This is a genomic window from Sulfurospirillum multivorans DSM 12446 (assembly GCF_000568815.1).
GTDB lineage: Bacteria > Campylobacterota > Campylobacteria > Campylobacterales > Sulfurospirillaceae > Sulfurospirillum > Sulfurospirillum multivorans.
The window spans coordinates 774,417-799,080 of the sequence record NZ_CP007201.1; the positions used below are offsets into that span (position 1 = coordinate 774,417).

21 protein-coding genes and 1 pseudogene are annotated in these 24,664 nt (G+C 43.7%); 11 read left to right on the top strand and 11 right to left on the bottom strand.

From position 1 onward, the window contains the following. The gene (locus SMUL_RS17635; protein ID WP_038532997.1) at positions 1 to 1,584 is read left to right on the top strand and encodes an efflux RND transporter permease subunit; all 1,584 of its coding nucleotides are present in this window, start codon (positions 1 to 3) and stop codon (positions 1,582 to 1,584) included. Next, complete coding sequence (locus tag SMUL_RS17640; protein ID WP_025343979.1) at positions 1,571 to 3,226, top strand: efflux RND transporter permease subunit; 1,656 nt, start codon at positions 1,571 to 1,573, stop codon at positions 3,224 to 3,226. Before SMUL_RS17635 ends, SMUL_RS17640 begins: the two co-directional genes overlap by 14 nt. Before the next feature lie 29 nt (positions 3,227 to 3,255). Here SMUL_RS17640 and SMUL_RS17150 read toward each other — a convergent pair whose 3' ends face one another. Then, on the bottom strand, positions 3,256 to 3,423 hold the full coding sequence (locus SMUL_RS17150; RefSeq protein WP_158506017.1) for a hypothetical protein: 168 nt from the start codon (positions 3,421 to 3,423) through the stop codon (positions 3,256 to 3,258). Continuing rightward, on the bottom strand, positions 3,420 to 3,668 hold the full coding sequence (locus tag SMUL_RS04015; RefSeq protein WP_025343980.1) for a DNA-binding protein: 249 nt from the start codon (positions 3,666 to 3,668) through the stop codon (positions 3,420 to 3,422). The genes SMUL_RS17150 and SMUL_RS04015 overlap by 4 nt, the downstream gene beginning before the upstream one ends. 221 nt (positions 3,669 to 3,889) lie before the next feature. Here SMUL_RS04015 and efp point away from each other — a divergent pair, with 221 nt between their 5' ends. From efp to SMUL_RS04035, 4 genes are all read left to right on the top strand, one after another. Further along, on the top strand, positions 3,890 to 4,453 hold the full coding sequence (gene efp / locus SMUL_RS04020; RefSeq protein WP_025343981.1) for an elongation factor P: 564 nt from the start codon (positions 3,890 to 3,892) through the stop codon (positions 4,451 to 4,453). Between the two features lie 106 nt (positions 4,454 to 4,559). Beyond that, positions 4,560 to 6,416 carry a methyl-accepting chemotaxis protein gene (locus SMUL_RS16485; protein ID WP_025343982.1) on the top strand — a complete coding sequence of 619 codons (1,857 nt, stop codon included), beginning with the start codon at positions 4,560 to 4,562 and terminating at the stop codon, positions 6,414 to 6,416. A 15-nt stretch (positions 6,417 to 6,431) separates the two neighbouring features. After that, on the top strand, positions 6,432 to 6,980 hold the full coding sequence (locus SMUL_RS04030) for a DJ-1 family glyoxalase III (protein ID WP_025343983.1): 549 nt from the start codon (positions 6,432 to 6,434) through the stop codon (positions 6,978 to 6,980). Positions 6,981 to 7,211: 231 nt separating this feature from the next. Beyond that, the gene (locus tag SMUL_RS04035) at positions 7,212 to 8,825 is read left to right on the top strand and encodes a methyl-accepting chemotaxis protein (protein WP_025343984.1); all 1,614 of its coding nucleotides are present in this window, start codon (positions 7,212 to 7,214) and stop codon (positions 8,823 to 8,825) included. 29 nt (positions 8,826 to 8,854) lie between these two features. Here SMUL_RS04035 and SMUL_RS04040 read toward each other — a convergent pair. After that, a pseudogene (locus SMUL_RS04040) lies at positions 8,855 to 11,789 on the bottom strand (MutS-related protein). A gap of 115 nt (positions 11,790 to 11,904) precedes the next feature. Between SMUL_RS04040 and SMUL_RS04045 the strand changes: the two are divergent. From SMUL_RS04045 to SMUL_RS04060, 4 genes are read left to right on the top strand one after another with little or no spacing between them, the layout of a single operon-like run. Beyond that, positions 11,905 to 12,318: a DUF2721 domain-containing protein gene (locus SMUL_RS04045; protein WP_025343985.1), complete on the top strand. Its 414-nt coding sequence runs from the start codon at positions 11,905 to 11,907 to the stop codon at positions 12,316 to 12,318. Beyond that, positions 12,315 to 13,154 (top strand): CvfB family protein, encoded by an 840-nt coding sequence (locus SMUL_RS04050; protein WP_025343986.1) that lies wholly within the window; start codon positions 12,315 to 12,317, stop codon positions 13,152 to 13,154. The genes SMUL_RS04045 and SMUL_RS04050 overlap by 4 nt, the downstream gene beginning before the upstream one ends. Beyond that, the gene (locus SMUL_RS04055; RefSeq protein ID WP_025343987.1) at positions 13,151 to 14,368 is read left to right on the top strand and encodes a BaiN/RdsA family NAD(P)/FAD-dependent oxidoreductase; all 1,218 of its coding nucleotides are present in this window, start codon (positions 13,151 to 13,153) and stop codon (positions 14,366 to 14,368) included. Before SMUL_RS04050 ends, SMUL_RS04055 begins: the two co-directional genes overlap by 4 nt. A gap of 1 nt (position 14,369) precedes the next feature. Next, a complete protein-coding gene (locus SMUL_RS04060) occupies positions 14,370 to 15,197 on the top strand; it encodes a hypothetical protein (RefSeq protein WP_051492668.1) in 828 nt (275 codons plus the stop codon). Here the strand turns inward: SMUL_RS04060 and SMUL_RS04065 are convergent. Beyond that, entirely contained in the window at positions 15,148 to 17,958 is a 2,811-nt protein-coding gene (locus SMUL_RS04065) for an autotransporter outer membrane beta-barrel domain-containing protein (protein WP_025343989.1), read from the bottom strand. The genes SMUL_RS04060 and SMUL_RS04065 overlap by 50 nt on opposite strands. Positions 17,959 to 18,182: 224 nt before the next feature. On the opposite strand from SMUL_RS04065, the gene SMUL_RS17645 reads away from it, so the two are divergent. Continuing rightward, positions 18,183 to 19,802, top strand: coding sequence for a sensor domain-containing diguanylate cyclase (locus SMUL_RS17645; RefSeq protein WP_025343990.1), 1,620 nt, complete (start codon positions 18,183 to 18,185; stop codon positions 19,800 to 19,802). A 59-nt stretch (positions 19,803 to 19,861) separates the two neighbouring features. Here the strand turns inward: SMUL_RS17645 and hemJ are convergent, their stop codons facing one another. From hemJ to SMUL_RS04105, 7 genes are all read right to left on the bottom strand, one after another. After that, the gene (hemJ, locus tag SMUL_RS04075) at positions 19,862 to 20,377 is read right to left on the bottom strand and encodes a protoporphyrinogen oxidase HemJ (RefSeq protein WP_025343991.1); all 516 of its coding nucleotides are present in this window, start codon (positions 20,375 to 20,377) and stop codon (positions 19,862 to 19,864) included. Between the two features lie 62 nt (positions 20,378 to 20,439). Beyond that, positions 20,440 to 20,742 (bottom strand): N(2)-fixation sustaining protein CowN, encoded by a 303-nt coding sequence (gene cowN / locus SMUL_RS04080; RefSeq protein WP_025343992.1) that lies wholly within the window; start codon positions 20,740 to 20,742, stop codon positions 20,440 to 20,442. Between the two features lie 146 nt (positions 20,743 to 20,888). Next, a complete protein-coding gene (locus tag SMUL_RS04085) occupies positions 20,889 to 21,278 on the bottom strand; it encodes a HepT-like ribonuclease domain-containing protein (RefSeq protein ID WP_223809765.1) in 390 nt (129 codons plus the stop codon). Beyond that, entirely contained in the window at positions 21,262 to 21,552 is a 291-nt protein-coding gene (gene mntA, locus SMUL_RS04090) for a type VII toxin-antitoxin system MntA family adenylyltransferase antitoxin (RefSeq protein ID WP_025343994.1), read from the bottom strand. Before mntA ends, SMUL_RS04085 begins: the two co-directional genes overlap by 17 nt. A 257-nt stretch (positions 21,553 to 21,809) precedes the next feature. Then, the gene (locus tag SMUL_RS04095) at positions 21,810 to 22,091 is read right to left on the bottom strand and encodes a high-potential iron-sulfur protein (RefSeq protein ID WP_025343995.1); all 282 of its coding nucleotides are present in this window, start codon (positions 22,089 to 22,091) and stop codon (positions 21,810 to 21,812) included. 204 nt (positions 22,092 to 22,295) lie between these two features. Next, positions 22,296 to 23,540: an EAL domain-containing protein gene (locus SMUL_RS04100; RefSeq protein ID WP_025343996.1), complete on the bottom strand. Its 1,245-nt coding sequence runs from the start codon at positions 23,538 to 23,540 to the stop codon at positions 22,296 to 22,298. Between the two features lie 87 nt (positions 23,541 to 23,627). Then, positions 23,628 to 24,656: an NADH:flavin oxidoreductase/NADH oxidase gene (locus SMUL_RS04105; protein ID WP_025343997.1), complete on the bottom strand. Its 1,029-nt coding sequence runs from the start codon at positions 24,654 to 24,656 to the stop codon at positions 23,628 to 23,630. Between the last annotated feature and the right edge of the window lie 8 nt (positions 24,657 to 24,664).

Below are 24,664 nucleotides of genomic sequence, written 5' to 3' on the forward strand. Positions count from 1 at the left end.
ATGAAGTACAAAGAGCGATACCTCGCAGGCTACTTAGCGCGCCTTTTTTTGAAAAACCCTTTGACGATGATTTTAGGGGTGAGTTTAATTGCCTTAGGCGTGATCGCACTCTCATTGATGCCCAGAGAAGAAGACCCTCAAATCTCGATCAGCGGTGGTGTGGTCATCGTCTCAATGCCAGGTGCTAGTGCCACAGAAATCGAGCAGATGATTGTCCGCCCACTCGAGAGGCGCATCAAAGAGATCAAAGGGGTGGAGCATATTTATGGGATTGCCAGTGATAATGTGGGCATTGTGAACGTGATGTATTTTATCGGTGAAAACCGTGAGGCGTCGAACCTCAAACTCTACGATAAAGTGATGCAAAATATGGATCAACTGCCCCAAGGGGCAACAACGCCACTGGTGCGTCCTTTTGACATCGACATTGACATTCCTATTCTTTCCATCGCTTTTTACGCCAAAACGCCTCAAGGGGTGGATAATGTGAGCCTTTACAAGCGTGTGGAAGCCTTCCGAAATTCTTTGGGCAATGTGGATAATGTTGCTAAAACTGAGATCAAAGGCGAGCACAAAGAGCAGTTTAACATCGAGATCGATCTTCCTAAACTCTCCGCCTATCACCTCTCTTTGGAGCAGATTGTAAGCTCTTTAAAATCACTCACGGCCTCTTCGCCAGAAGTAAAAAATAGAACGCACGAGGGAAAATTGATTGTTTTTGGTGTGAAAAATGCGTTAGAAAAAGTCGAAGATATTCAAAATCTGATTGTGGCAAATGTGGGTGGTTCTGTTGTCTATCTTAAAGACATTGCCGCCATTCATCTAGGAGATGACATCCAAAACACAAAGAGTGCGCAGATCAGCTACAAGCAGGGTGAGACCTTTACCTCTTTGCAAGATCAAGTCACGCTGAGTGTCTCCAAACTCAAAGGCTCAAACGCTGTTGTGATCGCACATGATGTGATCGCCCGTCTTGACGCTTCCAAAAGTGCTTTGGAGCGGGATGGCATTGGCTACATCGTGACGCGAAATTACGGTGAGCGTGCCAATGAAGCGGTGAATGAGTTGGTTTTTCACCTGCTGATTTCCATCGTGATTATTGCCCTTTTGCTGATTTTTATTTTGGGTTGGAGGGAAGGATTGATCGTCACCCTCACGGTTCCTGCGATCTTGGCGATTACAATTTTTATCGCTTACATGAGCGATCAAACGATAAACCGTATTACGCTTTTTGCTTTTTTGCTGAGCCTTGGGCTTTTGGTGGATGATGTCATCGTGGTGATTGAAAACATTCACCGCCATCTGCACGCGAAAGAGGCAAAAGGCAAAGAGATGGACGAACTACTTATCGAAGCGACTGATGAGATCGGGGCTCCCACGAACTTAGCAACGATTGCTATCATCTTAACGATGGTGCCGATGGCATTTGTGGGGCAGATGATGGGTGAGTTTATGAAGCCGATTCCACTCAATGTTCCTGTGGCGATGCTGTCATCGCTTTTGATCGCCTATATTTTTACGCCATTTTTAGCGCGAAAACTTCTTACAAAACCAACGAAAGGTGAGCGTCATGCAGAAATTTGAGTCGTTTGTCTATTCTCTGTTGGTGGAAGAGCGTAAGAAAAAGCTTGTGCTTCTTTTGACGTTTTTGGCGTTTGTGCTAGCGGTATTGATGTTTCCCACAAAAATTGTCTTAGCAAAGATGTTGCCGGGGAAAAGTACCAACACGTTTTCGATCTATGTGGATCTTCTCAGTGGAAGTTCGTATCAAGAGACCGATAGGGTCAATGCGTGTGTGGTCTCTATTTTGCAAAAAGAGAAAGAGGTTCAAAACATTGAAGTCTTCAACGGCATGGGCTCTCCTTTGGATTATGCAGGGCTGGTGAAAGGCTCTGGGCTTAAAAGTGGTGAGCAAAGCAGTGAAATCGTGGTCAATCTCAGTGGCATTCATGAACGAGATGAGCGCTCCTTTGCGATGGTGCATCGTTTGCGACCTTTCATTCAGAAACAATGTGAAGGTTTAATCCCAAAAACCTCCATCAAGATGGTTGAACAGCCTGCAGGCCCTCCAACGATGGCGGCGGTAGTAGTTGAACTGTATGGAGAAAAAAGTGAGCCTTTAAACGCTTTAGCCGGAAGAATCAAGCAAATTTTAGCGCAAACCAAAGACCTTGTCGATGTGGATATACTCTCCGATGAGGTGTATGAGAAGTACGCGCTTATCCTTGATAAAGAAAAAGTTACCCGCTCGCATCTTAGCATCGCGCAGATCAATGCGCTTTTGTACCTTGCCTTTGAGGGCTCCCATGTAGCCCATAAAAACAGTGAAAATTCCCCTGAACAAATTCCGCTTTATCTGGTACTTAGCTCGCCTTCCAAGTCGCTTCCGCATGCTTCCAAAGAGGAGCTCAGCGCAAAACTGAGTGAGCTTAAACTGCTGAATGCTCAAGGAATGATGGTGCCACTTTCCGAGCTGGTGCGTGTTGAGAAAGTCGCTTCGAGTCCAACGATTATGTCCAAGAACCTTCAAAAGATGGTTAGCATCGTAGCCGAAGCCGATCTGGTTTCGCAAGTCTATCCGCTTTTAGACGCACGCTCAAAAATCAAAGACACGCTTGCAGAGGAGTTTGAAATACGTAGAAGTCATCTGTTCGATCTCACGCTCAAAGATAAAAAGAGCGGTGATGTGTATGAACTGGTTTGGGATGGCGAGATGAAAGTGACGATGGATACGTTTCGTGACCTTGGCGCTGCGTTTATCGCAGCACTTCTTTTGATCTTTTTGTTGATGGTTGTTTACTACAAAAGCTTTGCGCTCTCTGGCATTGTGCTCTTGGGGAGTTTTCTTTCGATCATTGGAGTGATCATCGGGCATTGGATCATGGATCTTTTTGCTTCAACGACGTTCTTCTTGACCGCAACATCACTGATTGGGTTTATTTCGCTGATGGGAATTAGCTCTCGAAATGCGCTTTTATTGATTGATTTTGCGCAGACATTGATTAAGCAAGGCACTCCAAAAAAAGAGGCGATAGCAGAGGCGAGTGCGACAAGGGCCAAGCCGATTATGCTCACCGCAGCGGCGATTATCTTAGCCAGTACGCTTCTTGCGACGGATCCTATTTTTGGGGGATTGGGGGTTGCGTTGATTTTTGGAACGATAGCGGCAGTGATCGTATCGTTGATCGTGGTTCCGGTTCTTATGGACAGTACGAAGGCACTTTAGAAATTCTTACATGTAAACGATTGGGCAACTTAGCGTTTTACATGTAAGAGTTTTCGACGCGTTGAAACCAACAGGCGCATCATACGGTAGACAAAAAGACGTTTCGTCATGATGTTTATTTTACGGCAATTCTTATCTTTCAAACACTCAAATACCTCTTCTAACGCCAACTTCTCACTCACGGATAGATTTGTCATACCGTTCCTTTTTGCCCATCGTTTATTTTGCGCACTAATCTCACAATATCTTCATCTTTTAACATTCCGAGCATATTGAAAACCACAGGAATGCCCATAGGCGCGCTACTTCCAAGTCTCCACTCTTGATAGGTACGCATGGAAATACCAAAGGTTTCTGCCATCTTTTTTTGAGAAATTTTCTTCCCCATATTTTCGGCTTCAATGGCATTATGCAAAAGATTAATAATATCGTTGGTTTTCATTCGTAAGATTGTAGTTTAAAATGTATTAAACATAAATTAAATAGTATAAAATATACAAATAAATTTATAATATAAACTATTTTAAAGATTATATATAAATTATTTAAGATATATTATACATTTAAATAGAATAAATACACAATATATTGTATAAAAATAGCCTGTTTTGTTGTCGCTCTTTTTTTCGCTATAATGGCGAAAACTAAATTTTAGGAGAATATATGGCCTCTATCTCAATGGGCGATTTAAAAAAAGGGTTAAAAATCGAAATCAACGGGACTCCGTATAAAATTGTGGAGTATCAACATGTCAAACCAGGCAAAGGTGCGGCGTTTGTACGTTGTAAAATCAAATCATTTATGGATGGTAGAGTCATCGAAAAAACATTCCATGCGGGTGATAAATGTGAAACGCCTCAGCTTGAAGATAAAATCATGCAATTTTTATATGACGATGGTGATTTTTTACAATTTATGGACAGTGTGACCTATGAGCAAATCGCGTTAACACACGATCAAGTAGGAGAAGCAGCGGATTGGATCATCGATGGTATGAATGTCGATATGCTTTACCATAATGGACAACCTATCAGCGTGGAAGCACCTCAATTTGTTCAGCTTAAAATTGTGGAAACTCCTCCTAACTTCAAAGGCGATACACAAGGTGGCAAAAAACCAGCAACGCTTGAGAGCGGCGCGGTTGTTCAAGTACCTTTCCACGTGGTTGAAGGCGATGTCATCAAAGTTGACACCGTTCGTGGCGAATATTTAGAAAAAGTAAAATAAGCTTACATGTAAAAACATAGCGCAGGTGATGGTGCTATGTTTTTACGCTCTCTCTTCTCCTCTTTCATGTTATAATAACTCCAAACTCACGTGTTAGGAGTGTACTATGTTCACCAACCTCTCCATCAAAGCGCGCAATATTTTATTGGCCTGTGTTGTTGTCGTGGGGCTTACTGCTATTCACACAACGTCAAAAATTTTTCATGATCAAGAAAAAGACCTTTTACATCTTCGTGAAAATATCGCCTCTCTTAAAGAAGATATTTTGACGCTTCGCAAACATGAAAAAGACTTTTTGATGCGCCACGATGTCGCGTATGAAAAAGCACTGCTAGAATCATCTACCAAACTTTTAGAACGTATAAAAATGATGACCCAAAAAGTAGATGAAAAAGGCATAAATACAACCAATCTCACGCAGTTGCACGAAGTGACCACGACCTATGTCCATCTTTTTAATGAAGTCGTTGCTCAAAAAAAGAAAATAGGGCTGAGTTCAGAAGCGGGACTCGAAGGACACATGCGTCAAGCGATTCATGAAGCGGAGAGTGGTTTTAAAGATCTTAAAGATTACAAAATGCAGACGCTGATGCTGACGTTGCGTCGTAATGAAAAAGACTTTATGCTCCGTCTTGCTCCCAAATATGCCGAAGAGCATCGTGTCAATTATGAAAAGGCGCTTGCGTATGCGCAGAGTCATGAAGAGCTTGCTTTTTCTGTGAAACTTCTTGAGACGTATCGCCAGAGCTTTGTTGAATTTGTGAAGGCGTATGAAGTGTTAGGGTTGAATGAAAAAAGTGGGCTCAATGGAAAACTTCGCGACACTGTACATCAAACCGAAGCGCTTGTGGAAAAATCTACGCAGACATTGGACACCGAAATTGATGAGAGTATTCGTAGGACAACCGTGATTTATGTCATCGTAGGTGGAATGATCGTGGGAAGTGTGTTGTGTCTCATTTTCTTGATCATTCGCAGTGTTTTAGTTCCCTTGCGTGGTTTAACTCAAGCAATTGTCGCCAATGAACGCGATTTAACCCTTCGTTATAGTACGCCTTACAATGATGAGCTCAAAGAGATTGTGGATGCACTCAATGCCTTTATGGAGCGGTTGCGAAAGATTGTGATTGGTGCGATTCATGCGAGTGATGAGAATGCTGCCGTGTCGCATGAACTCTCGACTACATCCAACAACATTGGTAAACGTGCAGAAGAAGAGAGTCACATCGTGGCGCGTACGACTCAAACGGGCAATCAAGCACGTGATAACATCGATGAATCGGTGGATAACTCCAAAAAGGCGCAAGTTGAAATTATCCAAACCAACGAGGCACTCACGGAGGCCAATCAAATTTTTACGGTTTTAATTGCAAAAATTGAGCAAACAGCTGTCGTCGAGAGTGAATTGCAAACCAAAATGGTCACACTTTCACAAGATGCTGAGAATGTCAAAGGGATTTTGGGCGTGATTAGTGACATCGCCGATCAGACCAACTTATTGGCACTCAATGCTGCCATCGAAGCCGCACGTGCAGGTGAACATGGCAGAGGATTTGCGGTTGTGGCGGATGAGGTGCGTAAACTGGCGGAACGAACACAGAAAAGTTTGGTCGAAATCCACGCAACGGTCAGTGTCATAGTGCAAGCGATTGTCAATGCCGCCGCGCAGATAGAACAAAATGCAACACTGTTTGAAGGTCTTGTAACCCAATCAGCGGAAGTTTCCCATAAAATAGACACGTCGGTGGTACTCATGGGCAATGCCATTAACGTGGTCGCTTTAGCCACCCACACTTCGGAAGAGACCGGCAGTGAGATCAAAACCATTGTCGATGAGATTAATGAGATCAACCATATCACATCAAGTAATGCAAGAGACATCGAAGAGATCGCTTCAGCGGCAGAACATCTGCACAGCGTGACGCAAAAACTCAACGACCAGTTACACTATTTTAAAGTTTAAAACAAGGAGTTCAAAATGAGCAAAAAAGTGATTGTCCCTTTGGCTGAGGGATTTGAAGAGATCGAAGCCTTGAGTATTGTCGATATTTTAAGACGAGCAGGGATTGAGGTGGTGATGGCAGCGTTAGAATCTTTACATGTAAAAGGGGCACACGGTGTAACCGTCGTAGCAGACGCACTTTTAAAAGAGTTAGATGGAAACCGTTTTGATATGATAGCACTTCCCGGAGGACTTCCCGGTGCGACCAATTTAGCGGCAGATCAAAACGTACAGGCACTCCTAAAAGCATTTGATGCCAAAGGCAAAGCGATAGCCGCTATTTGTGCCGCTCCTTATGCGCTTAAAACGGCGGGCGTGCTGAAAAACACCTACACGTGTTACCCCGGATTTCAGGCTAAAATTGGCGCAGAAGGGTACACCGCAAACGCTAAAGTGATCAAAGATGCCAATGTAACAACATCGCAAGGGCCCAGCACCGCCATGCTATTTGCACTCTCACTCGTGGAACAGTTGTGCTCTAAAAATGTGGCGGATGCGTTAGCCAAAGATTTATTGTTAGTGTAGAGCAGTATTATTACAGCCGCTGAACATTTGGCACGTTTATCGGAGAGTTTGAGCCTCACATTAGCACAATTTAAAACCGCGTAACCTTTTACATGTAAAGCTTATACCTCTTTTTGAATTGAAGAGGTATAAGCGACTACGCTGTCTTCCTATAAAACAAAACTAATAATATTAATAATGAATTAAGTGAATAAAATATATTATTACACACTATTTTATTAAAGGATAATAATGTCAATTTCAACAATTAAAAGTAAACTGATACTTCTTTTGGTCGTATTGCTTACCAGTTTTGGTATTTTAGGTTACGAACTAAACCATTTGTCTAGTGTTGGAAAAGTGGCAGCGATGCGCTTGGCGGGGACGAGCGAGATAGAAGAACATATTTTACAAATGCGGTTAGAGCAATGGAATTATCAAATTTATTTTCAACAAAAAAATCTTGATAGGTATAAAGAGCATTATGAAGACGCTGTTAAAAAAATGGAGACGCTCTCTGGGCAGTTGCTTTTGAAAACCAATCAAGAAAAAGTGATCACCATTAAAAAAGGTCTTGAGGCGTGGTATGCTCTTGACGAACAGCGCATGGCACTTTGGAAAAAATATGGGAAAAAAGTGCATGAGCCCTCTTTTGAGGTAGACCATAAGGCTGATTATGAGACGCTGGAACGCATAGCCAAAGAGAGTGGCGAAATATTTAATCCATTATTGGTACAGCTTAAAGATATTCATGATCAGATTAAAACAGTCAATTTTGAAAAACTTGATACGGCTAAACTAACGTCGATTACACTGCTGATCGTGGTTATTATCGTAGTGTTGATCATCTTTTTTATCATCAATTCATCGATACAATCTTCTGTAGAGCGTGCGAAAAAAAGCTGTGATGCGATAATTCATACGAAAGATTTAAGTCTGAAAATAGAAACTGGTAGTCACGATGAGATTAGTGGCATTACCCATGCTGTCAATACGCTTTTGGCGGAACTCAAAAATGCAATTTCAAATGCAAAAAGCAATGCTATCGAAAATGCTTCTGTGGCGGAGGAACTTTCTAGTACCAGTTTGCAAATTGGTAAGCGTGCGGAAGAAGAGTCTGCTATCGTCTTTCAAACAACAAGCGATGCGGGGATCGTTTCATCACAGATGGATGAAGCAAGTGCTCAAGCTAAAAAAGTCAAAGAGGTTACTTTCAAAGCACAAAAAAGTCTCTGCGTTGCACAAGATTTGCTTGAAGAGACTATCGCTCAACTCAATCAAACAGCACAAGCAGAAGCTGCCATCAATGAACGCCTCAATCATCTCTCAAGCGAAGCGCAACAGGTGCGAGCAGTTTTGGATGTTATCGGCGATATCGCAGACCAAACCAATCTTTTAGCACTTAACGCCGCCATAGAAGCCGCAAGAGCAGGAGAACATGGAAGAGGATTTGCCGTTGTAGCCGATGAAGTGCGAAAATTGGCGGAGCGAACCCAAAAAAGCCTTGTTGATACCAATGCAACCGTCAATGTTATCGTTCAATCCATTGGCGATATTAGTGGCGAGATGAATGGTAATGCCAAGCGCATCAATGAACTGACAGAATTTTCAACCAAAGTGACAACCCAAACCAATGATGGTGTTGCTATGTTGGCGCAAAGCGTTGAAGCAACGGACGAAGTGGTTGAAAAAGCCAATGCCAATGTTAAATTGATTCAAAGTGCAGTGATTGAAAAAATTAGCACGATTAATGAACTTTCAAGTTCAAATGCGAGAAGTGTCGAAGAGATCGCCTCTGCTGCTGAACATCTCTCCAAATTAGCAGGTTCACTCAGCAGTACGCTCTCCCAGTTTAAAACCGCGTAAGCTTTACATGTAAAGAGTAGAAATACTCTTTACTTCTCTTCGTAGTGGAGTTTTAAACCGTCACTGCCCATCACAAAACCGCTAATGACAATCTTTCCCTCGTGTACCATTTTATGATGTTTGGCGCAGAGCGGGATGAGGTTGTAGCGGTGGTTTTGGTGAAAATGCTCGATGTTGCCATGCTCATCTGCACTCTCTTGGGCTTTGATGTGGTGGACCTCTTCGACATACTCGTCGCAGAGTGCGCATTTTGCCAGATAGAGGTTTTTATTGTATTTGCTACGTTTTTTCTGTTTTAACAGTTCGACTTCGCCCAATTCGTTTGCCAATCGGTTGCGAATTTCGTAAGCGGTTTTAATAAAATCGGCGTCCATATGAAGCGATTTGGCAAATTCCAAACCGTAGAGCGAGCTACCGCTACCGATTTCCAATTTGCGGTTGTACAGAAGCGTATCGTGCTCTTCGTCGTAGCTCACGCCTAAATGCAGGGCGATCACGTTTTTAAGCGCACCGATGATCGTCAGTCGGGTGAGTTGATGCAAATGCGTGGCAAATACGAACGCGGAGCCTAGAACGTGCATTTTTTGAATACTGCTTGCCACGATGGCGAGGGCCGATTCGGTTTCGGTTCCGTGACTGATTTCATCACCCAAAACGAGCGAGTAGGGCGTGGCGCGATTGAAAATATTTTTGAGCTCCAACATCTCCACCGTAAACGTCGAAAGCCCTTTATAGAGATTGTCGTGGCTCATGATGCGCGTAAAAATCTTATCAAAAACGTTAAAACGCATCGAAGCGCAAGGAACGAAAAAGCCCGATTGCGCCATAATGACGGCAATGCCTAAACTCTTCATCAAGGATGATTTACCGCTAGAATTGATCCCGTAAAGCAAAATGCCCTGTACCGCATCGCTCGAACATGCTTCGATGGTGACGTGATCGTGCGTGATCGAAGGGGTGATCGAGCCTAGAAAAAGATCGTTGGGAATGTAAATGCCGTTTTCTTCGCGCGATTCGATCAAAGGATGGCGAAGCCCCACGACTTCGATAAAGCGGTTCTTCTCTTGCATCGGTAATACTTCGGGGCGCACGTAGTTGTATAAAACGGCGCATTTGGCGTTACTGAGCGCGACGTCGAGGGTTCCGACAAAGGAGATGAGATGCTCTAAACTTAAGGCGTAATGGGTCTCGATTTTTTCGAGTATTTCATCATAGCGTTGTTTAACCAAGGCGATCATTTGAACATTGTTTAGCGTGATTTCGTGGGAGATTTCCTCGATCAAAGAGGCGGAGATTTTGACGCTGTTTTTCAGTCGGCGAAACGTAAAATCTTTGAAAAAGTAGTGCTGTTCGCCTATCGTGATAAAACTTTGCATCAGTTTGTCTTCAATGAGGGCAAAACGGTTTTTACTGATCGAAATATAATGCCCCTCGCTCTCTAACCATTCGATGCTGAGTGTCGTGCGCTGGCTCTCGTCGAAAAAGCTTTCGATATGCTCGGCAATACGTTCGAGTGCCTTCATACGCTCGCTTTTAGCGTGTTCGATTTTATCGATTTGCGGAAAGATGCCGCTTTGAAACAGGTTTTCGTTGATCTGGTCTTTGCGAAATTTTGCGCATACGTCCAACACGAACGTTTTTTGGAGCATGCAAAGCAGGGCTTCGCTTTCGTCAAAAAGGTTTTTGGGAATCGCCATTTGTTTCAGTTCCGCTTCGCGCAAAATGCTCAAAAGCGATTCGAGCGACGTGGCGAGGTAATCGAGCTCCAAAGGGTGCAGCTTTTTGAGCGCGATGCGTCTTAAAATGCGCTCCAAATCGTACACTTGTTTGAGCGCAATTTCAAATTTTTTATAATCATTCATCAGTTGCGCGCTCAGATCGAAACGCTCTTGAAGCGTTTTAAGATCGCAAATAGGGTTTAAAAGGCGTTCTTTTAAAAGCCGTTTGCCGATAGCGGTGGAGGTCTGGTCGATGAGGTTCAGTAGGGTCATTTCGGAAGGATTGCGCGAAATAACCCCCAGTTGTTCGAGCGCGTTATTGCCGATGTAGAGGTAACGGCTGTTTCCAAGAAGGATCGGTCGGCTCATCTTTTCGATAATGCCGGCATCGTGCTCGATGATGAAATCGCACAAAATCGCCAACGATTCGCTGGCGTAAGGATAGCGTTCGATGTCGAGGTATTCGATGGGAGAGAGCAAAGAGCGAATCGCGTAAATGCGCCCGAAAAGTTCGTTCTGGTAGGCAACTTTAAGGCGTTCTGTGTTGAAGCTGTGCGAGACGCTCGACGTGATTTCAAGGTAGTTTTGCACCCACTCTTTATCGATGCTCTCGGTATTGAACGTGAGGACGATTTCGGATGTTTTGTAGGTTTGTAAAAGGTTGAAAATTTCATCGAGCGCGTAGGTTTTATCTTCTCTTGTGCCGTGAACTTCGTTGATAACGGTTTTGCCCGTACTGACGTCGATGGCGCTGTAGCCGACGGAATAAATGTGATGGTTGCAGTCGATCAGCAAGGAAACGAGGTAGTTTTCGCTCGATTCGATGACGTAATCGAAATTGGTTCCGGGGCTGATGATATTGGAGATGTAGCGTTTGACGTGAGGCGGTTCGCCTTTTTGACGTACTAAGACGATCGTGTATTTTTTAGCCTGAACCAAAACGGCTCAAATAGCGATCGAGCGAAACGGCGGGAATGCCCGCAAGCAGAGGATTTTGCACGGAGTTTTCTAAAATGGATTTGTTTTTACGCGTGAGTTGAATGTTGAGAAGTTCGCTCACCTCTTTGGCTTTGCCGATTTGGTGGGTTTCGTTGTTGACTTCGTAGGTTTCGAAAAAAGAGCCGATTTCCATAAAGACAATCGTATTTTTGCCGTATTTTTCTTCAAAAAAGAGCTGAAGATCAAAATAAATTTCGGTCAATAACTTCTCTTTAGAGCAAAGCATTTGTGCAATATTTTCAAACATTCGTATCGTTTTCGTCTCTTTAAAATGACTAGATTATAGCGCAGGAAAGCATAAAGTTTGGTTTGCCGCAAGCCGTTTTAAGGTACAATAAAAGGACATTTTGTAAAGGATAACCATGGAGATTGAAATTTCAACCCCCGCACTTTTATTTCCCGCCGTTTCGCTTCTTTTATTGGCGTACACCAACCGTTTCTTAGCCGTTGCGCAACTTGTACGGATGTTGCATCGACAATCCAGCGAGCGCGAAAATTGTGAAGAGTACAAACAAATCCAAAGCCTCAAACACCGTTTGGAACTGACCAAATGGATGCAATTTTTCGGCGTACTTTCCATCTTACTTTGCACTTTCTCGATGTTTGATCTTTTCTTGGGCATTTTAGAGTTAGGAAAAAAAATTTTTGGACTCAGTTTGATTGCGATGTGCATTTCGCTGTTTATCTCCCTTTGGGAAGTGATGATCTCGACGCGCGCTTTAAATATGGAACTGAGCGATATGCACGATCGCTGTAAAATAATCGAGGACAAATGAACCGATACTTGCTTGTAGGCGAAAAGAATCGTCTCAAAATCAACCGTTATACCGACAACGGCGTTTACCTGATCTGTGAAGACAAAGACGAAGTCCTCATGCCCAACCAATACGTGAGTTACGCGATGAAAGAGGGCGACGAGATCGATGTATTTGTTTACTTTGACTCGGAAGATCGCATCGTGGCAAGTACCACGTTTCCCAAGGCGATGTTGGATCAATTTGGCTGTTTTGAAGTGGTCGACGTAACGCCCTTTGGTGCTTTTTTGGACTGGGGCTTGCCTAAAGATCTGCTTGTTCCCAAAGCGCTTCAAAAGTTTCCGTTTTACGTGGGTATGAAGGTGATCGTTCAGGTCTGTTTGGACGATGAGACGGGGCGCATCATTGGCTCTCAAAAGTACAATGACTTTTTAAAAAAAGAGTTGAGTGCGTTGAAGCTCAAACAAGAAGTGACCGTATTGGTGCGCGAGCGAACTCCGCTTGGCTTTAAAGTGATCGTCAACAATCTTTACGATGGGCTCATTTTTCACAATGAGATTTTTGAGAACATTGAAGTCGGTGATGAAAAAGTGGGTTACATTAAAACCCTTCGCAAAGATGGCAAACTGGACATCGTGTTGCGTCCTATTGGCGATAAAAGCGATGAAGTCGCAGCCGCTAAAATCGTTGAGATTCTAAGCCTCACGGGAGGTGCTTGCGAGATGAATTACAAGAGCACGCCTGAGCTTATTTCAGATCGTTTTGGGCTGAGTCGTAAGGCGTATAAACGTGCTCTTACCAAACTCATTGAGGCGAAAAAACTTGAAGTGAACGATGAAGGTATGAAGCTTTTATGAGTCGTGTTGCCATCATTGGAGCGGGAGCGTCTGGGCTTGTGTGCGCCATCGAAGCTTCCCGCAAAGGACATAGCGTTACGCTGTTTGAGAAGAACAGCAAAGTCGGGCGCAAAATCCTCGCCACGGGCAATGGCAAATGCAATATCTCCAATGAAAAGATCAGCATCGAACGTTACCATGGCGCATCTGCAAGCTTTGCCAAAGAGGCGCTGAGACGTTTTGACACCTTTACATGTAAAACGTTTTTTCGCACGTTAGGACTGGAAATGCGCGAGGGTGAAGAGGGCCGTCTTTACCCGATGAGCCATCAAGCTTCGAGTGTGGTTGACATGCTTTTGCATGAAGTGAGGTCTTTACATGTAAACATTGTGCTTGAGTGCGAAGTCAGCAAAATCGAGAAAAAAAGCGCCGAATTTGTTTTACATGTAAACGCTCAAACGCATGTTTTCGATGCCTGCGTGATCGCCACGGGAAGTGTTGCTATGCCCACTCTGGGAAGTTCTGGCAGTGGGTATGGTTTTGCAAAAACCTTGGGACACAGCGTCATTGAGCCGTACCCTTCCTTAGTGCAGTTTGTCTGCGATGAGCCGCATCTCAAAGAGGTGAGTGGTGTGAAGATGGACGCGACTGTGGAGCTTTACATCGACAATCAAAAATGCCAAAGCGTGCAAGGCGATCTGCTCTTTACCGCCTATGGACTTTCAGGTTCGGCGATTTTAGATCTAAGCCGCAAAGCATCGCATGCGTTAGTTAGCCATGAATCCGTGCATGTCGTGCTCGATCTTTTGCCCACGCTTTCGCGTGAAGCACTGACCTCACTGCTTCAAAAAAGACTGAGTGTTGCCAAAGACAAATCGCTCTCATTGTGGCTTGAGGGGATGATCCCTAAAAAATTAGCCCATTTTATCATCGAAAACACAAAAATAGCGCATATCAAAGAAGCCTCAACACTGGGTGCAAAAGAGATCAAAAAGATCGTCTTTGCGTTGAAGGCATTGCGTTTACATGTAAAGGCGACCAAAGGGTTTGAAAGTGCCGAAGTGTGCGCAGGTGGCGTGGATGTGAGAGAACTGGATGCTAAAAATCTGATGTCAAAAAAGATACCCAATCTCTATTTTTGCGGCGAAGTGTTGGACATCGATGGCGATTGCGGTGGGTTTAACCTTCACTTTGCGTGGGCTTCTGGTTATGTGGTCGGGCAATCGTTGCATTAACATGAAAGCATTTCTTTCTCTTTTGTGTATGGCTCTGTTGGCTGGTTGCACGAGCACTTCGCTTTCGATCGCATCACTTCAAGCTCCTTTTTTTACCCCTGAATCAATTCCCACACCGCTTCCCTTAAAAGCGCAACATCGCCATCTCAATGCCACAGAGCCTCTTTGGATCGTGATCGAAGGCGATGGGCATGCGTGGAAAAGTGCTTCCATTCCTTCTTCTAACCCCACACCGCATGATCCTGTGGGTTGGAGATTGGCTACGTCCATTCATGCGGACAATGTGCTCTATCTTGCGCGTCCATGCCAATACTTGAATGAAATAGAGCTCAAAGCGTGCAGTGTCAGCGACTGGACAGACGGACGGTTTGCGCAAAAATGGGTTGTGATGATGAATGAAGCAATCTCCAACATCAAAGCACGCTACAGTTACTCTGAGATTATTTTGGTGGGCTATTCGGGTGGGGGAACGATGGCGGCACTTTTAGCGATAAGGCGCAATGATGTCAGTTTGCTGATAAGTGTGGCTTCGCCTTTGGACGTAAGTGCGTGGAGCGCGTATCATCACGTTTCACCTCTTGTGCTCTCTCTTGATCCTAGAGATGAGCATGCTAAACTCTCTACAATTGCTCAGATTCATATTGTCGGTCAAAAAGACAGGGTTGTGCCGCCTTTGTTGGCGCAGGAGTTTGTAGCAGGGTATGTGAGTTCGAAAAAAGCGCGTATCATCGAAGTGGAGGCAGACCATACGATGCATCTGCCTCTGGATCTGGTGGAAATTAGAAGGTCATTCTTAAACTCAATTGATGCGCAAGATAATCCTCTTTAGCTTCTAGTGTGTAACCAATGCGAACCGTGTTTTCTTTGTCTCGTAAACATTCATATGAGAGGTCTAATTGCACCGCATCTCTTGGTGCTTCGGCATTGGTGACGCTAAAGGTTGAACTGCCGCTGATAAATCCTGCTGTTGTGGTGGCTTCATCGGCAAATTCATGCAAGTAACGAAGTCCTACAAGATAAGTTGCGGCATTGCCATCGCGATACGCATATTCTGCTCCTACAATACTCTTAATTGAAGAGGCGTCATTGGCGTTTACATGTAACGCTCCCGAGCCTCCTTTCTCAGTATAGCTTTGCGTCCAGTTGTAGCTGTATTGAGCGCCTATCAAAGGTTTAAAACCACCTTGTATAGGGAAACCTACTTCAACTAAAGCTCCAAGAGCGTAGCCGTTGTACGAGCTCTCTTCAGTCTCATCAAAGCCAGAAAAGGAGACGACACGTCTGCCATCGTAGTGGTTAAAGGTTCCAATCACCGAACTGTTGAGCGTATAATCCTGCTCGGTTTTTCCATAATAAGCGCCTACATGTAAAGAGTTAACGGAGGTATTATCCCCTTGGCTTTCATCTCTGCCGTAACTTTTAGCCCCCGTGTATCCCCCAGAGAGTCCAAAAATCTCTGTGGAGCTTAGCTCTTGTTCATGCCCAAGTGCAACGCCCACGGCATCTACTCGGTACCCATCCGCTCCTTTGTAACTCTTTTGTTTCGCCGTATTGCCCAATATCTCCATCCAGTAGGTTCCCTCCGCTTCATCCCCCGCAGAAAGACCGCTTTGTGTTGGCGAGCTGATATTGTTCATTCGGTGTGAAAAGGCTCCAAAGAGTGTATTTTGAGCGACATTAACGGTTTGTGCAACGCTATTATTAGTCGTTGGGCTGAGCTGTTTCATCGCATTTTTAACCTCTTCGTTTGAGGAGAGCGCATAGAGGCTGCTTAAGAGCGATGAGGATTCATCGGAACCCAGTGCGTTCAAAAGTGCTTGATTGTTGGAACTCATCGCATTGAGCGTTGTGGTATCGTAGGTAGATGTCACGATAAGATCATTGCCTGTTTGGCTCAGTGAAAAATTAACAAGGGCTGAGGTGTCTAGGATACGGAGCTGAGAAACATTCGTATTTAGCGTTCCTGCCGATAAAATGGTGGAATTCAGACCGTTTGAGACACTGCCCACAATGACAGGTTTAATGATAGTTCCATCGGCTAATGTAACCGTACCCGAAAAACTGAGTGTCTCAGCAGACGTTCCACTTAAGTGTGTTTCAAGAATCGCGCCGCTTTGCGTTGTCAAATTTTCAAATCCACTGAGCGATGTACGAGCACTCAAGGTTTGGGCACTGCCTAAAACAACCGTATCATCACCCAATCCTCCCACAATCGTTCCACTAATCGTGCCCCCTAAGAGAGACAGCGTATCATCGCCATTCCCCAGATCAATCGCAAGTCCATTTTGCCCCGTAATAGTTCCGTAATTGGTTAAAGTATCGTCTCCAGCTCCCATTTGAATCGCCGCACCTGCGGTTGTGGATGAGAGTGCATCGACCAAAACGGCACTGCTTCCTCCGATTATGACACCCGTAGCGTTATTGACAATCACATCATCATAATCCCCAACCAATCCAATCGCCGCTTTGGTTGCTCCTTGAATCGTACCGCTGTTCGTAATGGTAACGACTCCTCCCACTGCAGTCGAGGTTCCTCTGCCTGAACTCATTACCGTACCATTGGCACCATCATCAATTAAAATACCAACCGATTGTCCGTAAATGGTTGCTCCTGCATAATTGGTAATCGTACCGCCACCCGCAGCAATTCCTTCAGCACCGTTGGCATAACCTGATGAATCCACACCACCCGCACCTAAGCCTTGAATCGTTCCATAGTTGGTAATGGTCGCAATACCATCAATGTCAACACCGTCACCGTCGCCGTTAAGGGATGTCGGATCATTTCCTGTGTAAACGTTCCCTGCTCCTGCATAACTTCCTGTAATGGTTCCATAGTTTATGACGGTTGCGGTACTATCACTGCCAACACCTGAGCCATTATTGCCTGTAATAACGCCTGTTGCATAGTTGGTGATCGTAGCGCTACTCCCATCGCCCAAATCAATACCATGACGAGGACCACTAATCGTACCCCAATTGTTAATAACGGCATTGGTTCTATCATCTTCTACTGCAACACCGTCGTAAGCACTAATATCATCATGCGAGCCATCTGCATCTTTCGTATTGACGATACCTGTAGAAATAATTGTTCCATAGTTATTTAATGTCACATTGCTACCAATGCGGATTGCATCATTATTGCTTGCAGAAATTAAAGCAGAAGAACCGATGGCAGAGCCATTGCTAATAGTGCCACCTACTGAAAAGTTTTTATCGGCTTTAATAGCACGACTACCATCAAGTGCCGTACCACTTTGAATGATGGAACCTTCGTTATTAAGAATAAACGTAGTAGCGGCTCGATCAAAACGGATTGCTTCTGAAGAGCTACCTCCTGAAGCTTCTATCACAGCACCTTCGGCGATCGAAATAGTAATATTGGGTGTTCCAGCGCTACTATCAATAGCCCTTCCTGAACTCACCAAAAGTGTTGCATCTTCTTGAAGCGTAACAGTGCTTGTTCCTGTTAGAATACTGATAGCACTTGTACTCGTTGTGTTGCTTGCAATTGTAAAATCAGTTGCATGTAACAGGGTGGCAGATAAAGTCAAAGAGAGCAAAGCATAGCGACTGTAGCGAATCATAAAATCCCCTTTGTGTGATCAAATCCAAATTTGCTAATAATCCTAAGAAAAGAGTATTACCATTTAATTACATTTTGGAAAATTTATTTATAATATCAACCCAATAGGTTTAACTATAGCTTTGTATTTTCTTTGTGAATTAAGGTACAGACAAGTAGAATAACAGCCTTAAACTCATAGTTTAGTGAGAGTAAGTCTTACGTATTATGTTCAAAAGAGGTGCCGTGTTTACGCTGAAATACGATAGTTTTGATAAAATTAAAAATAGCATTATTGCGAGGGTTATTTTATTTGCATGTGTTATGATTCTTATTGGGGGATTAACACGGTATTACCTCTCCGTCAATACCATCCATTCAAATCTTTTTAAAATTATTTCGATTCATCAAGAAGCGCTTGCCAACGAGGCGGCTAAAGAGATCACGCATGATATAGATGTTCGCAAAACGTTGCTTTCACACATCGCTTCTCACATGCCTTTAGGATTGCTTGAAAGTCCAAGTCAACTTCAAAGATGGCTTGGCGAGTTGCATGGGTTTAATCCGCTCTTCTCCAGTGCTTTGTTTGTGCTCAATGAAGAGGGAAGTTTGATCGCAGGGACGGGGGCTGAAATAGCAGAGGGTGAAAAAGCCTATGCGCACGATGATTTTTTTAAGCGTGCGTTTACCCAAGAGTTTGTGATTGGAACGCTGAAGGTCAGTAAGCGTTTAAACGAGCCTGTTCTTCCTATGGCGATGCCGATCAAAGATGATTTGGGGCATGTGCGTGCCATCGTGGTAGGCATGACGTATTACGATGCCACGTTTTTCAATCGTGTCCTCAATGGGCGCATTGGCAAGACAGGCGGTTTCTTGCTGATTGATGCGAAACAGCAAATTTTTATCGCAGCGGCGAACAAAGAGCTGATACTCAAACCCACGCCTCCAAAAGGGAAAAACCTCTTGCATGACAAAGCGTTGGAGGGTTTTAGAGGCAGTGGCATTACGATCAACACCGATGGTATTGAAGAGTTATCAGCGATTGCCTCCATTCCCAATACCGACTGGTTTGTTGTTTCTCGCATCCAGACCAAAGAGGCTTTTGTGATGGAAGATAATATTAAAAAAACCCTGATCCAAGCTCATATCATTAGTCTCATCATTGTTCCAACCATACTTCTTCTTTTCCTATTTTTCTTTTTTAAACCGCTTCGAACGTCGGCTTCTTTGGCAAACAAAATGTCTCTTGGCGAAGTTCCTCTCAAACCACTGCCGATCAAAAGAATGGATGAAGTGGGGTATTTGACGGTTGCCTTTAACCGTTTGATGGCGATGCTTTTAGCGAGTCAAAAAGAGCTGAGGGAGATCGCACACTATGACTACTTGACCAAGCTGCCTAATCGTTTTTTGATGGTCGATCGGTTGGAGCAAGCTTTGGCACGGTGCGCACGAAACAATACTCGCCTAGCGCTGCTTTTTATGGATTTGGATGGATTTAAGGCGATCAATGACTCTTTGGGGCATAGTGCAGGAGATCAAGCATTGATTGAAGTGGCGAAGCGGTTTTCGGCGTTGATACGCGAGAGCGATACGTTAGCACGCGTGGGAGGGGATGAATTTGTGATTTTACTCAGCGACCTTGAGAGTGATGTATCCTCTGCACGCAACGCTGCACGTCTTGTTGCAACGAAGTGTGCAGAAGCCTTAAAAGAGCCCTTCTTATTTCAAGGCAATGCCAAAATCTTGGGTGTGTCCATCGGTATGGCAATGGGCGACAAAGAGAGCAGGGTTGATAACTTGATGGTTGAGGCGGATACAAAAATGTATAAAGCTAAAAATGCAATACATTCCAATTTCACTGAATAGTAATGTAATACATCACATTATGTTTACATGTAACGCTATTTAAGCGATAAAAGGGAAAATCATCCTTTATGTTTCGGTTGCTGGAAAATCATGTAAATGACAAAGGCAAAAAAGGCGACCGTGATGGAGGTAAAAAGCAGTGAAAACGTTTTGACCACAACGTAAGCGACGATCAAAATAGAGAGCAAGGTTGGCACTTCATTGTACGCACGGAAGAATTTGCCACTTTGCGTGCATTCATCGTTTTCCAACTGCACACGGTAGTATTCCAATGAAAAGGAGTAAGCGGTTAAAAGCGCAACTACCGTTAATTTAGCGTAAAGCCATTCGCCTGATTCAAATAAAATAGGGTTGATGATCAGCATCGCTGCACCGCTTAAAAGTGTTGCCCAAAAGGCAGGCAGACCAATGTACTTATAGATTTTGTACTCTTGAATCTTTACCACTTCGACAAATTCGCTTTTGTGTGCGTGTTCAACATGGTAGACAAAAAGACGTGGCAGATAAAAAAGCATCGCCATCCATGACATAAACGACATAACGTGAAAGGTTAAAATCCAACTGTAATACTCCATCGCTCACTCCTGCAAAATAGTAAAGCAATTATAGCAAGTGTGAGAGGTTTTTTAAGGGATTTTTAACAGCATTCCATTTCAGCTTTTTCCATCAATTCGATTCCTTTTTCAAACGCATACGTTTCAAAAAGAGCCGAAAGATAAAAAACATGCGAGCAGATGTGGTACAAAATGTCCTTAGAATCATGCTTAGCAAAAATAGCCTTGTAATCTTTAGGTATCAACGTCTCAAAACGAATCCACAAACCATCTTTCGCTTCAGGGTAAAGCTCAAAAAGCTCATACATCGCATCTAACACTTGGGTCGCATTTTCATAGCAGTCGATGTTATGAAAACTGACATATCGATCGCGAATTTCGTCCATCTTATTGTGCCTTTTTAAGCTGTTTATGCACGTTGTGTTCCATAAGCTTACGTGATGTTTGAAGCTTTGTTTTTTAAAGTTTTTTAAGTTCTTAAACGCGGTGGGTTTTCTGAAATGGTCGTCATAAAAATAGGGTAGAGACTTTTTTAAAGCTTTTTTCCCAAGTCATTTTGTATCTGCTTAAGCACCATCAACACATCAGCAATATTGTTTTTACAAATACCAAATATCATTTCTGCATCCAAATCAAAATAGTGATGCGATATAAAATCTCGAATCCCTTTTATCTTTTTCCACTCAATCTGTGGGTAAGCGGTCAAAAGCTTTTTATCGGTGATTTTGTCGATGTTTTTTAAACTTTCACCTATGGCGATGAGCTTCATACAAATGCTGTCTAACTTTTCTTGTCCCTCTTTGGTGTCCATAAAGTCATTTTGACAGGTTGCAAACGCACATCGCTCTTGTACGATCATGATAGCTTCGATAATCTGCTCTAAAATATCGAGAACGAGCTCTTTATCATACATAGATGCCATCCCTTAAAATCCTCTTTTTTAGAGCAGGATTCATCTTCTCTCGCAGTCTTACGACATCTACTTTTGTATCAAATGCTTTTTCTAAACGCTCTTTGAAATCATAAAGCAAAAAATAATCACTCAGACTCGTGTCTATGGCTATATCGATGTCGCTGTCATCACGGTTTTCATCTCGTGCAAATGAGCCAAAGAGGGCAATGTTTGAAATGTGGTATTTTTGGGCAAATTCATCTTTGTGATTTTTCAAGTACACCAAAATCGCATCTTTTTTCACTGCTTCCCTCCGCCTATCATTCATGTTCATTTTTCTTAAGGAAGTATAGCAAAAATGCAATAGCTTATCAGTTCACATTCCTGCCATGGAAACAGGAAAATTAAGAAAGTTAAAAATTTAGCTCCCGTCTTTAAAACAATAGACCCTAAAAAGTGGAAATCCACACTCTAAATTCAAGCCTTGGGCGTAAATTTTTTATTTTTTCAAATAAAGTAAATGTCGCCCACTATTTGGCTTCACTCTTTTAGAACGTAAATCTACTTTTGAGGCGCATTATATAATGTACACCATCCTTCACCGTTGATTGTTCCGTCTACAAGCTTACACTGTTTCTTCTCAGCTTCAAAATGCATACACCCTTTACAGGACTGACCATTGTTAGGTGTGGATTGATACTTAAATTGCTCTTTGGTACCTTTGGCATACAGTGGCATCGTTGAGAATGTCAGTAAACTCAAAAAAGCCACACTTTTAAAAAACACTCTACGCGGTAACGTTTGGTCGAAACTTTTGATCGTTTCTTTAGATTCATGTGTCATTGAAAATCCTTTCATAATGGTTTTGTTGATTCATTATAAATTTACACTTCTTGGGTTAATTTATAGTTACGAAACTGGGATGAAGCCATACGGGCATAGAGTATCGAATTGTGGCAATAAGCTTGGAGTAAAATTTGGAGTTTTATGCAGAGCGTAGCAATGCCGTGAGGTTTTTATTCTCTAATTTCTTTACATGTAAACAGTTTACCGAAGCACTAAACTCGCAAACGGTTTAGGTTCGCTGAAATGGTACCCTTGAAAATAGTCAATTCCCAGCTCTTTACATGTAAGGTATATCTCTTCGTTTGCGACGAATTCTGCGACGGTTTGCATGCGCATTTTTTGTGCGAAGGTGACCATGGTTTCGACGACGGCTTTGTGGATGGCGTTTTTGTGGATATTTTTGATGAGACTGCCATCGATCTTGATGAAATCGGCTTGGAGTTTGACCAGATATTCAAAGTTCGAGTAGCCTGTTCCAAAATCATCGATGGCGATTTTGACCCCTTGGCTTTTGAGTGAGCTTAAAAACGAGATGACTTCGGGGTGATTTTCGATGCCTTCGCCCTCGGTGACTTCAACGGTCAAGCGTTCTGCTACGTTAAATTCATACATTTTCTCAAACAAAAAGTCGATGCGATTTTGGTCCAATATATCGCTGAGTGCGAGGTTGATCGAAAATTCGGCGTGTTTGTCAGCAAAAAAAGCAAACGATTTTTGGATGACGATTTTGGTGATCGCGCCATAGAGATTGGCACGTTTGGCATGCTCTAAAAAAAGATACGGCGAGATAATGCGCCCATCGGGGTGATGCAGACGCACCAAGCACTCAAACTTGGGGATTTTGCCCCCTTCGATACTTTGCGCAAAGACATCAAAACGCCCTTTTTTCAGCCCTTCGCGAATCGTCCGTTCCCACTCGACATCGGCTCTTGCAGTGGATTGGGGCGTGCACAACGAAGGAATCGCAGCATCGTAAACCATCAAATCTTTACCAATGCGTTTAGCCTGTTTGATTGCAAATTCAGCGTTGAGAAAAAGGTCGTCATACCCGATGGCAACACCGATGCGAAGCGGTGTGTAGATGCGCTCATTCGCCACTTCGATGGGTGAGTAACCAAAATACCAGAGGCATGATTCGATGTTTTGCAAGAAGTGCTCCAGCGCAACCTCTTTTCCCGCAAGAATCGCAAAAAGATCGGCACCCAAGTGAAAAACGACGGCTCCTGAGAAGCGACGTTGCAGCCTTTGAGAGATGGTTTTTAAGATTTGATCGCCGACCTCGTAGCCAAAGGAGTGGTTGAAGTTCCAAAAGCCATTGACATTGAGGAGAGCGAGTTTATTGGCGGTTGAGTTTGCAAGGGTGTTGACAAAGCGCTGACGATCGGGCAGTTCGGTTAGGGGATGAATTCTGCCGTATTTTAATTCGTACTTGAGCTCTTTTCGCATCCTTGCTTAACCCTTGTGGTGATAATTGCGTTATTGTACTATCAGACGGTTTAAAAAAACATCGCCTAAAATACTTTACATGTAACGCTAAAAGGCTCTTAAATACGAAGGCTCAATCAGCGCTTTTTTCCTCTCTTCTTTGGCAGCGAAAAAGACAAAATTGGGGTTGCGAAGCAGTTCTCTACCGTACGCGACCAAATCACAAAAACCACCTGCTAATAGCTTTTCGCCTTCAACGGCAGTGGTAATGAGCCCGACGGCAATCGTTGGAATTTCAACACTTTCACGAATCACTTTGGCGTAAGCAGCTTGATAGAGGGGAACAAGCGGAGGCATTTTCTGCGCTTCATTATTGCCACCAGCTGAGACGTGAATCATCGCAACACCAATGCTTTGAAGCTGTTTTGAAAGGTAAATACTCTCTTCAGCACTCCACCCTTTTTCCATCCATTCATCCGCACTAATGCGCACAAACAGAGGCACGTCCTTGGTCGCATCTAAGATCGCTTGCGCCACTTCGAGGACAAATGCACAACGGTTTTCCAAACTGCCACCGTATTTGTCGGTGCGTTGGTTGGAAAGAGGCGATAAAAATTCGCACAACAGATAACCATGTGCGGCGTGCAGTTCAAGGAACTCATACCCTGCATACGTCGCGCGAAGGGCAGCTTGCACAAAGTGTTTTTTGACGTTCTCCATCTCTTCAAGGCTGAGTTCATGCGGAAGTTTGTAGCCATTGGTTGCACTAAATGCAAGGGCACTAGGAGCGACAGGTGTGGAAGAAGCACAGATACTTTTACGCCCTGCGTGTGCTAGTTGTATGCCCATTTTGGCACCGTATTCATGGCACAACTGAACCAACTGTTGATGCCCTGGCACTTGCGCATCATCCCAAAGACCCAGGTCGGTCTCACTGATGCGACCACGCGCTTCAACCGCTGTGGCCTCGACAATAATCAACCCCACACCTCCGATTGCGCGCGTCGTGTAATGCACGAGGTGAAACGGGGTGACTTCGCCATCACTTTCGGCTTTATACATGCACATCGGTGCCATCACCACGCGGTTTTTAAGGGAGAGTCCGTTCTCTTCGTAAGGGCTTAACAGTAGGCTCATTTTCACTC

Bases quoted from the DNA above. Each gene is read 5' to 3' on its own strand.
- SMUL_RS17635 (WP_038532997.1), top strand. From the start codon at position 1: ATGAAGTACAAAGAGCGATACCTCGCAGGCTACTTAGCGCGCCTTTTT.
- SMUL_RS17640 (WP_025343979.1), top strand. From the start codon at position 1,571: ATGCAGAAATTTGAGTCGTTTGTCTATTCTCTGTTGGTGGAAGAGCGT.
- SMUL_RS17150 (WP_158506017.1), bottom strand. From the start codon at position 3,423: ATGACAAATCTATCCGTGAGTGAGAAGTTGGCGTTAGAAGAGGTATTT.
- SMUL_RS04015 (WP_025343980.1), bottom strand. From the start codon at position 3,668: ATGAAAACCAACGATATTATTAATCTTTTGCATAATGCCATTGAAGCC.
- efp (WP_025343981.1), top strand. From the start codon at position 3,890: ATGGCCTCTATCTCAATGGGCGATTTAAAAAAAGGGTTAAAAATCGAA.
- SMUL_RS16485 (WP_025343982.1), top strand. From the start codon at position 4,560: ATGTTCACCAACCTCTCCATCAAAGCGCGCAATATTTTATTGGCCTGT.
- SMUL_RS04030 (WP_025343983.1), top strand. From the start codon at position 6,432: ATGAGCAAAAAAGTGATTGTCCCTTTGGCTGAGGGATTTGAAGAGATC.
- SMUL_RS04035 (WP_025343984.1), top strand. From the start codon at position 7,212: ATGTCAATTTCAACAATTAAAAGTAAACTGATACTTCTTTTGGTCGTA.
- SMUL_RS04045 (WP_025343985.1), top strand. From the start codon at position 11,905: ATGGAGATTGAAATTTCAACCCCCGCACTTTTATTTCCCGCCGTTTCG.
- SMUL_RS04050 (WP_025343986.1), top strand. From the start codon at position 12,315: ATGAACCGATACTTGCTTGTAGGCGAAAAGAATCGTCTCAAAATCAAC.
- SMUL_RS04055 (WP_025343987.1), top strand. From the start codon at position 13,151: ATGAGTCGTGTTGCCATCATTGGAGCGGGAGCGTCTGGGCTTGTGTGC.
- SMUL_RS04060 (WP_051492668.1), top strand. From the start codon at position 14,370: ATGAAAGCATTTCTTTCTCTTTTGTGTATGGCTCTGTTGGCTGGTTGC.
- SMUL_RS04065 (WP_025343989.1), bottom strand. From the start codon at position 17,958: ATGATTCGCTACAGTCGCTATGCTTTGCTCTCTTTGACTTTATCTGCC.
- hemJ (WP_025343991.1), bottom strand. From the start codon at position 20,377: ATGGAGTATTACAGTTGGATTTTAACCTTTCACGTTATGTCGTTTATG.
- cowN (WP_025343992.1), bottom strand. From the start codon at position 20,742: ATGGACGAAATTCGCGATCGATATGTCAGTTTTCATAACATCGACTGC.
- SMUL_RS04085 (WP_223809765.1), bottom strand. From the start codon at position 21,278: ATGGCATCTATGTATGATAAAGAGCTCGTTCTCGATATTTTAGAGCAG.
- SMUL_RS04095 (WP_025343995.1), bottom strand. From the start codon at position 22,091: ATGACACATGAATCTAAAGAAACGATCAAAAGTTTCGACCAAACGTTA.
- SMUL_RS04100 (WP_025343996.1), bottom strand. From the start codon at position 23,540: ATGCGAAAAGAGCTCAAGTACGAATTAAAATACGGCAGAATTCATCCC.
- SMUL_RS04105 (WP_025343997.1), bottom strand. From the start codon at position 24,656: ATGAGCCTACTGTTAAGCCCTTACGAAGAGAACGGACTCTCCCTTAAA.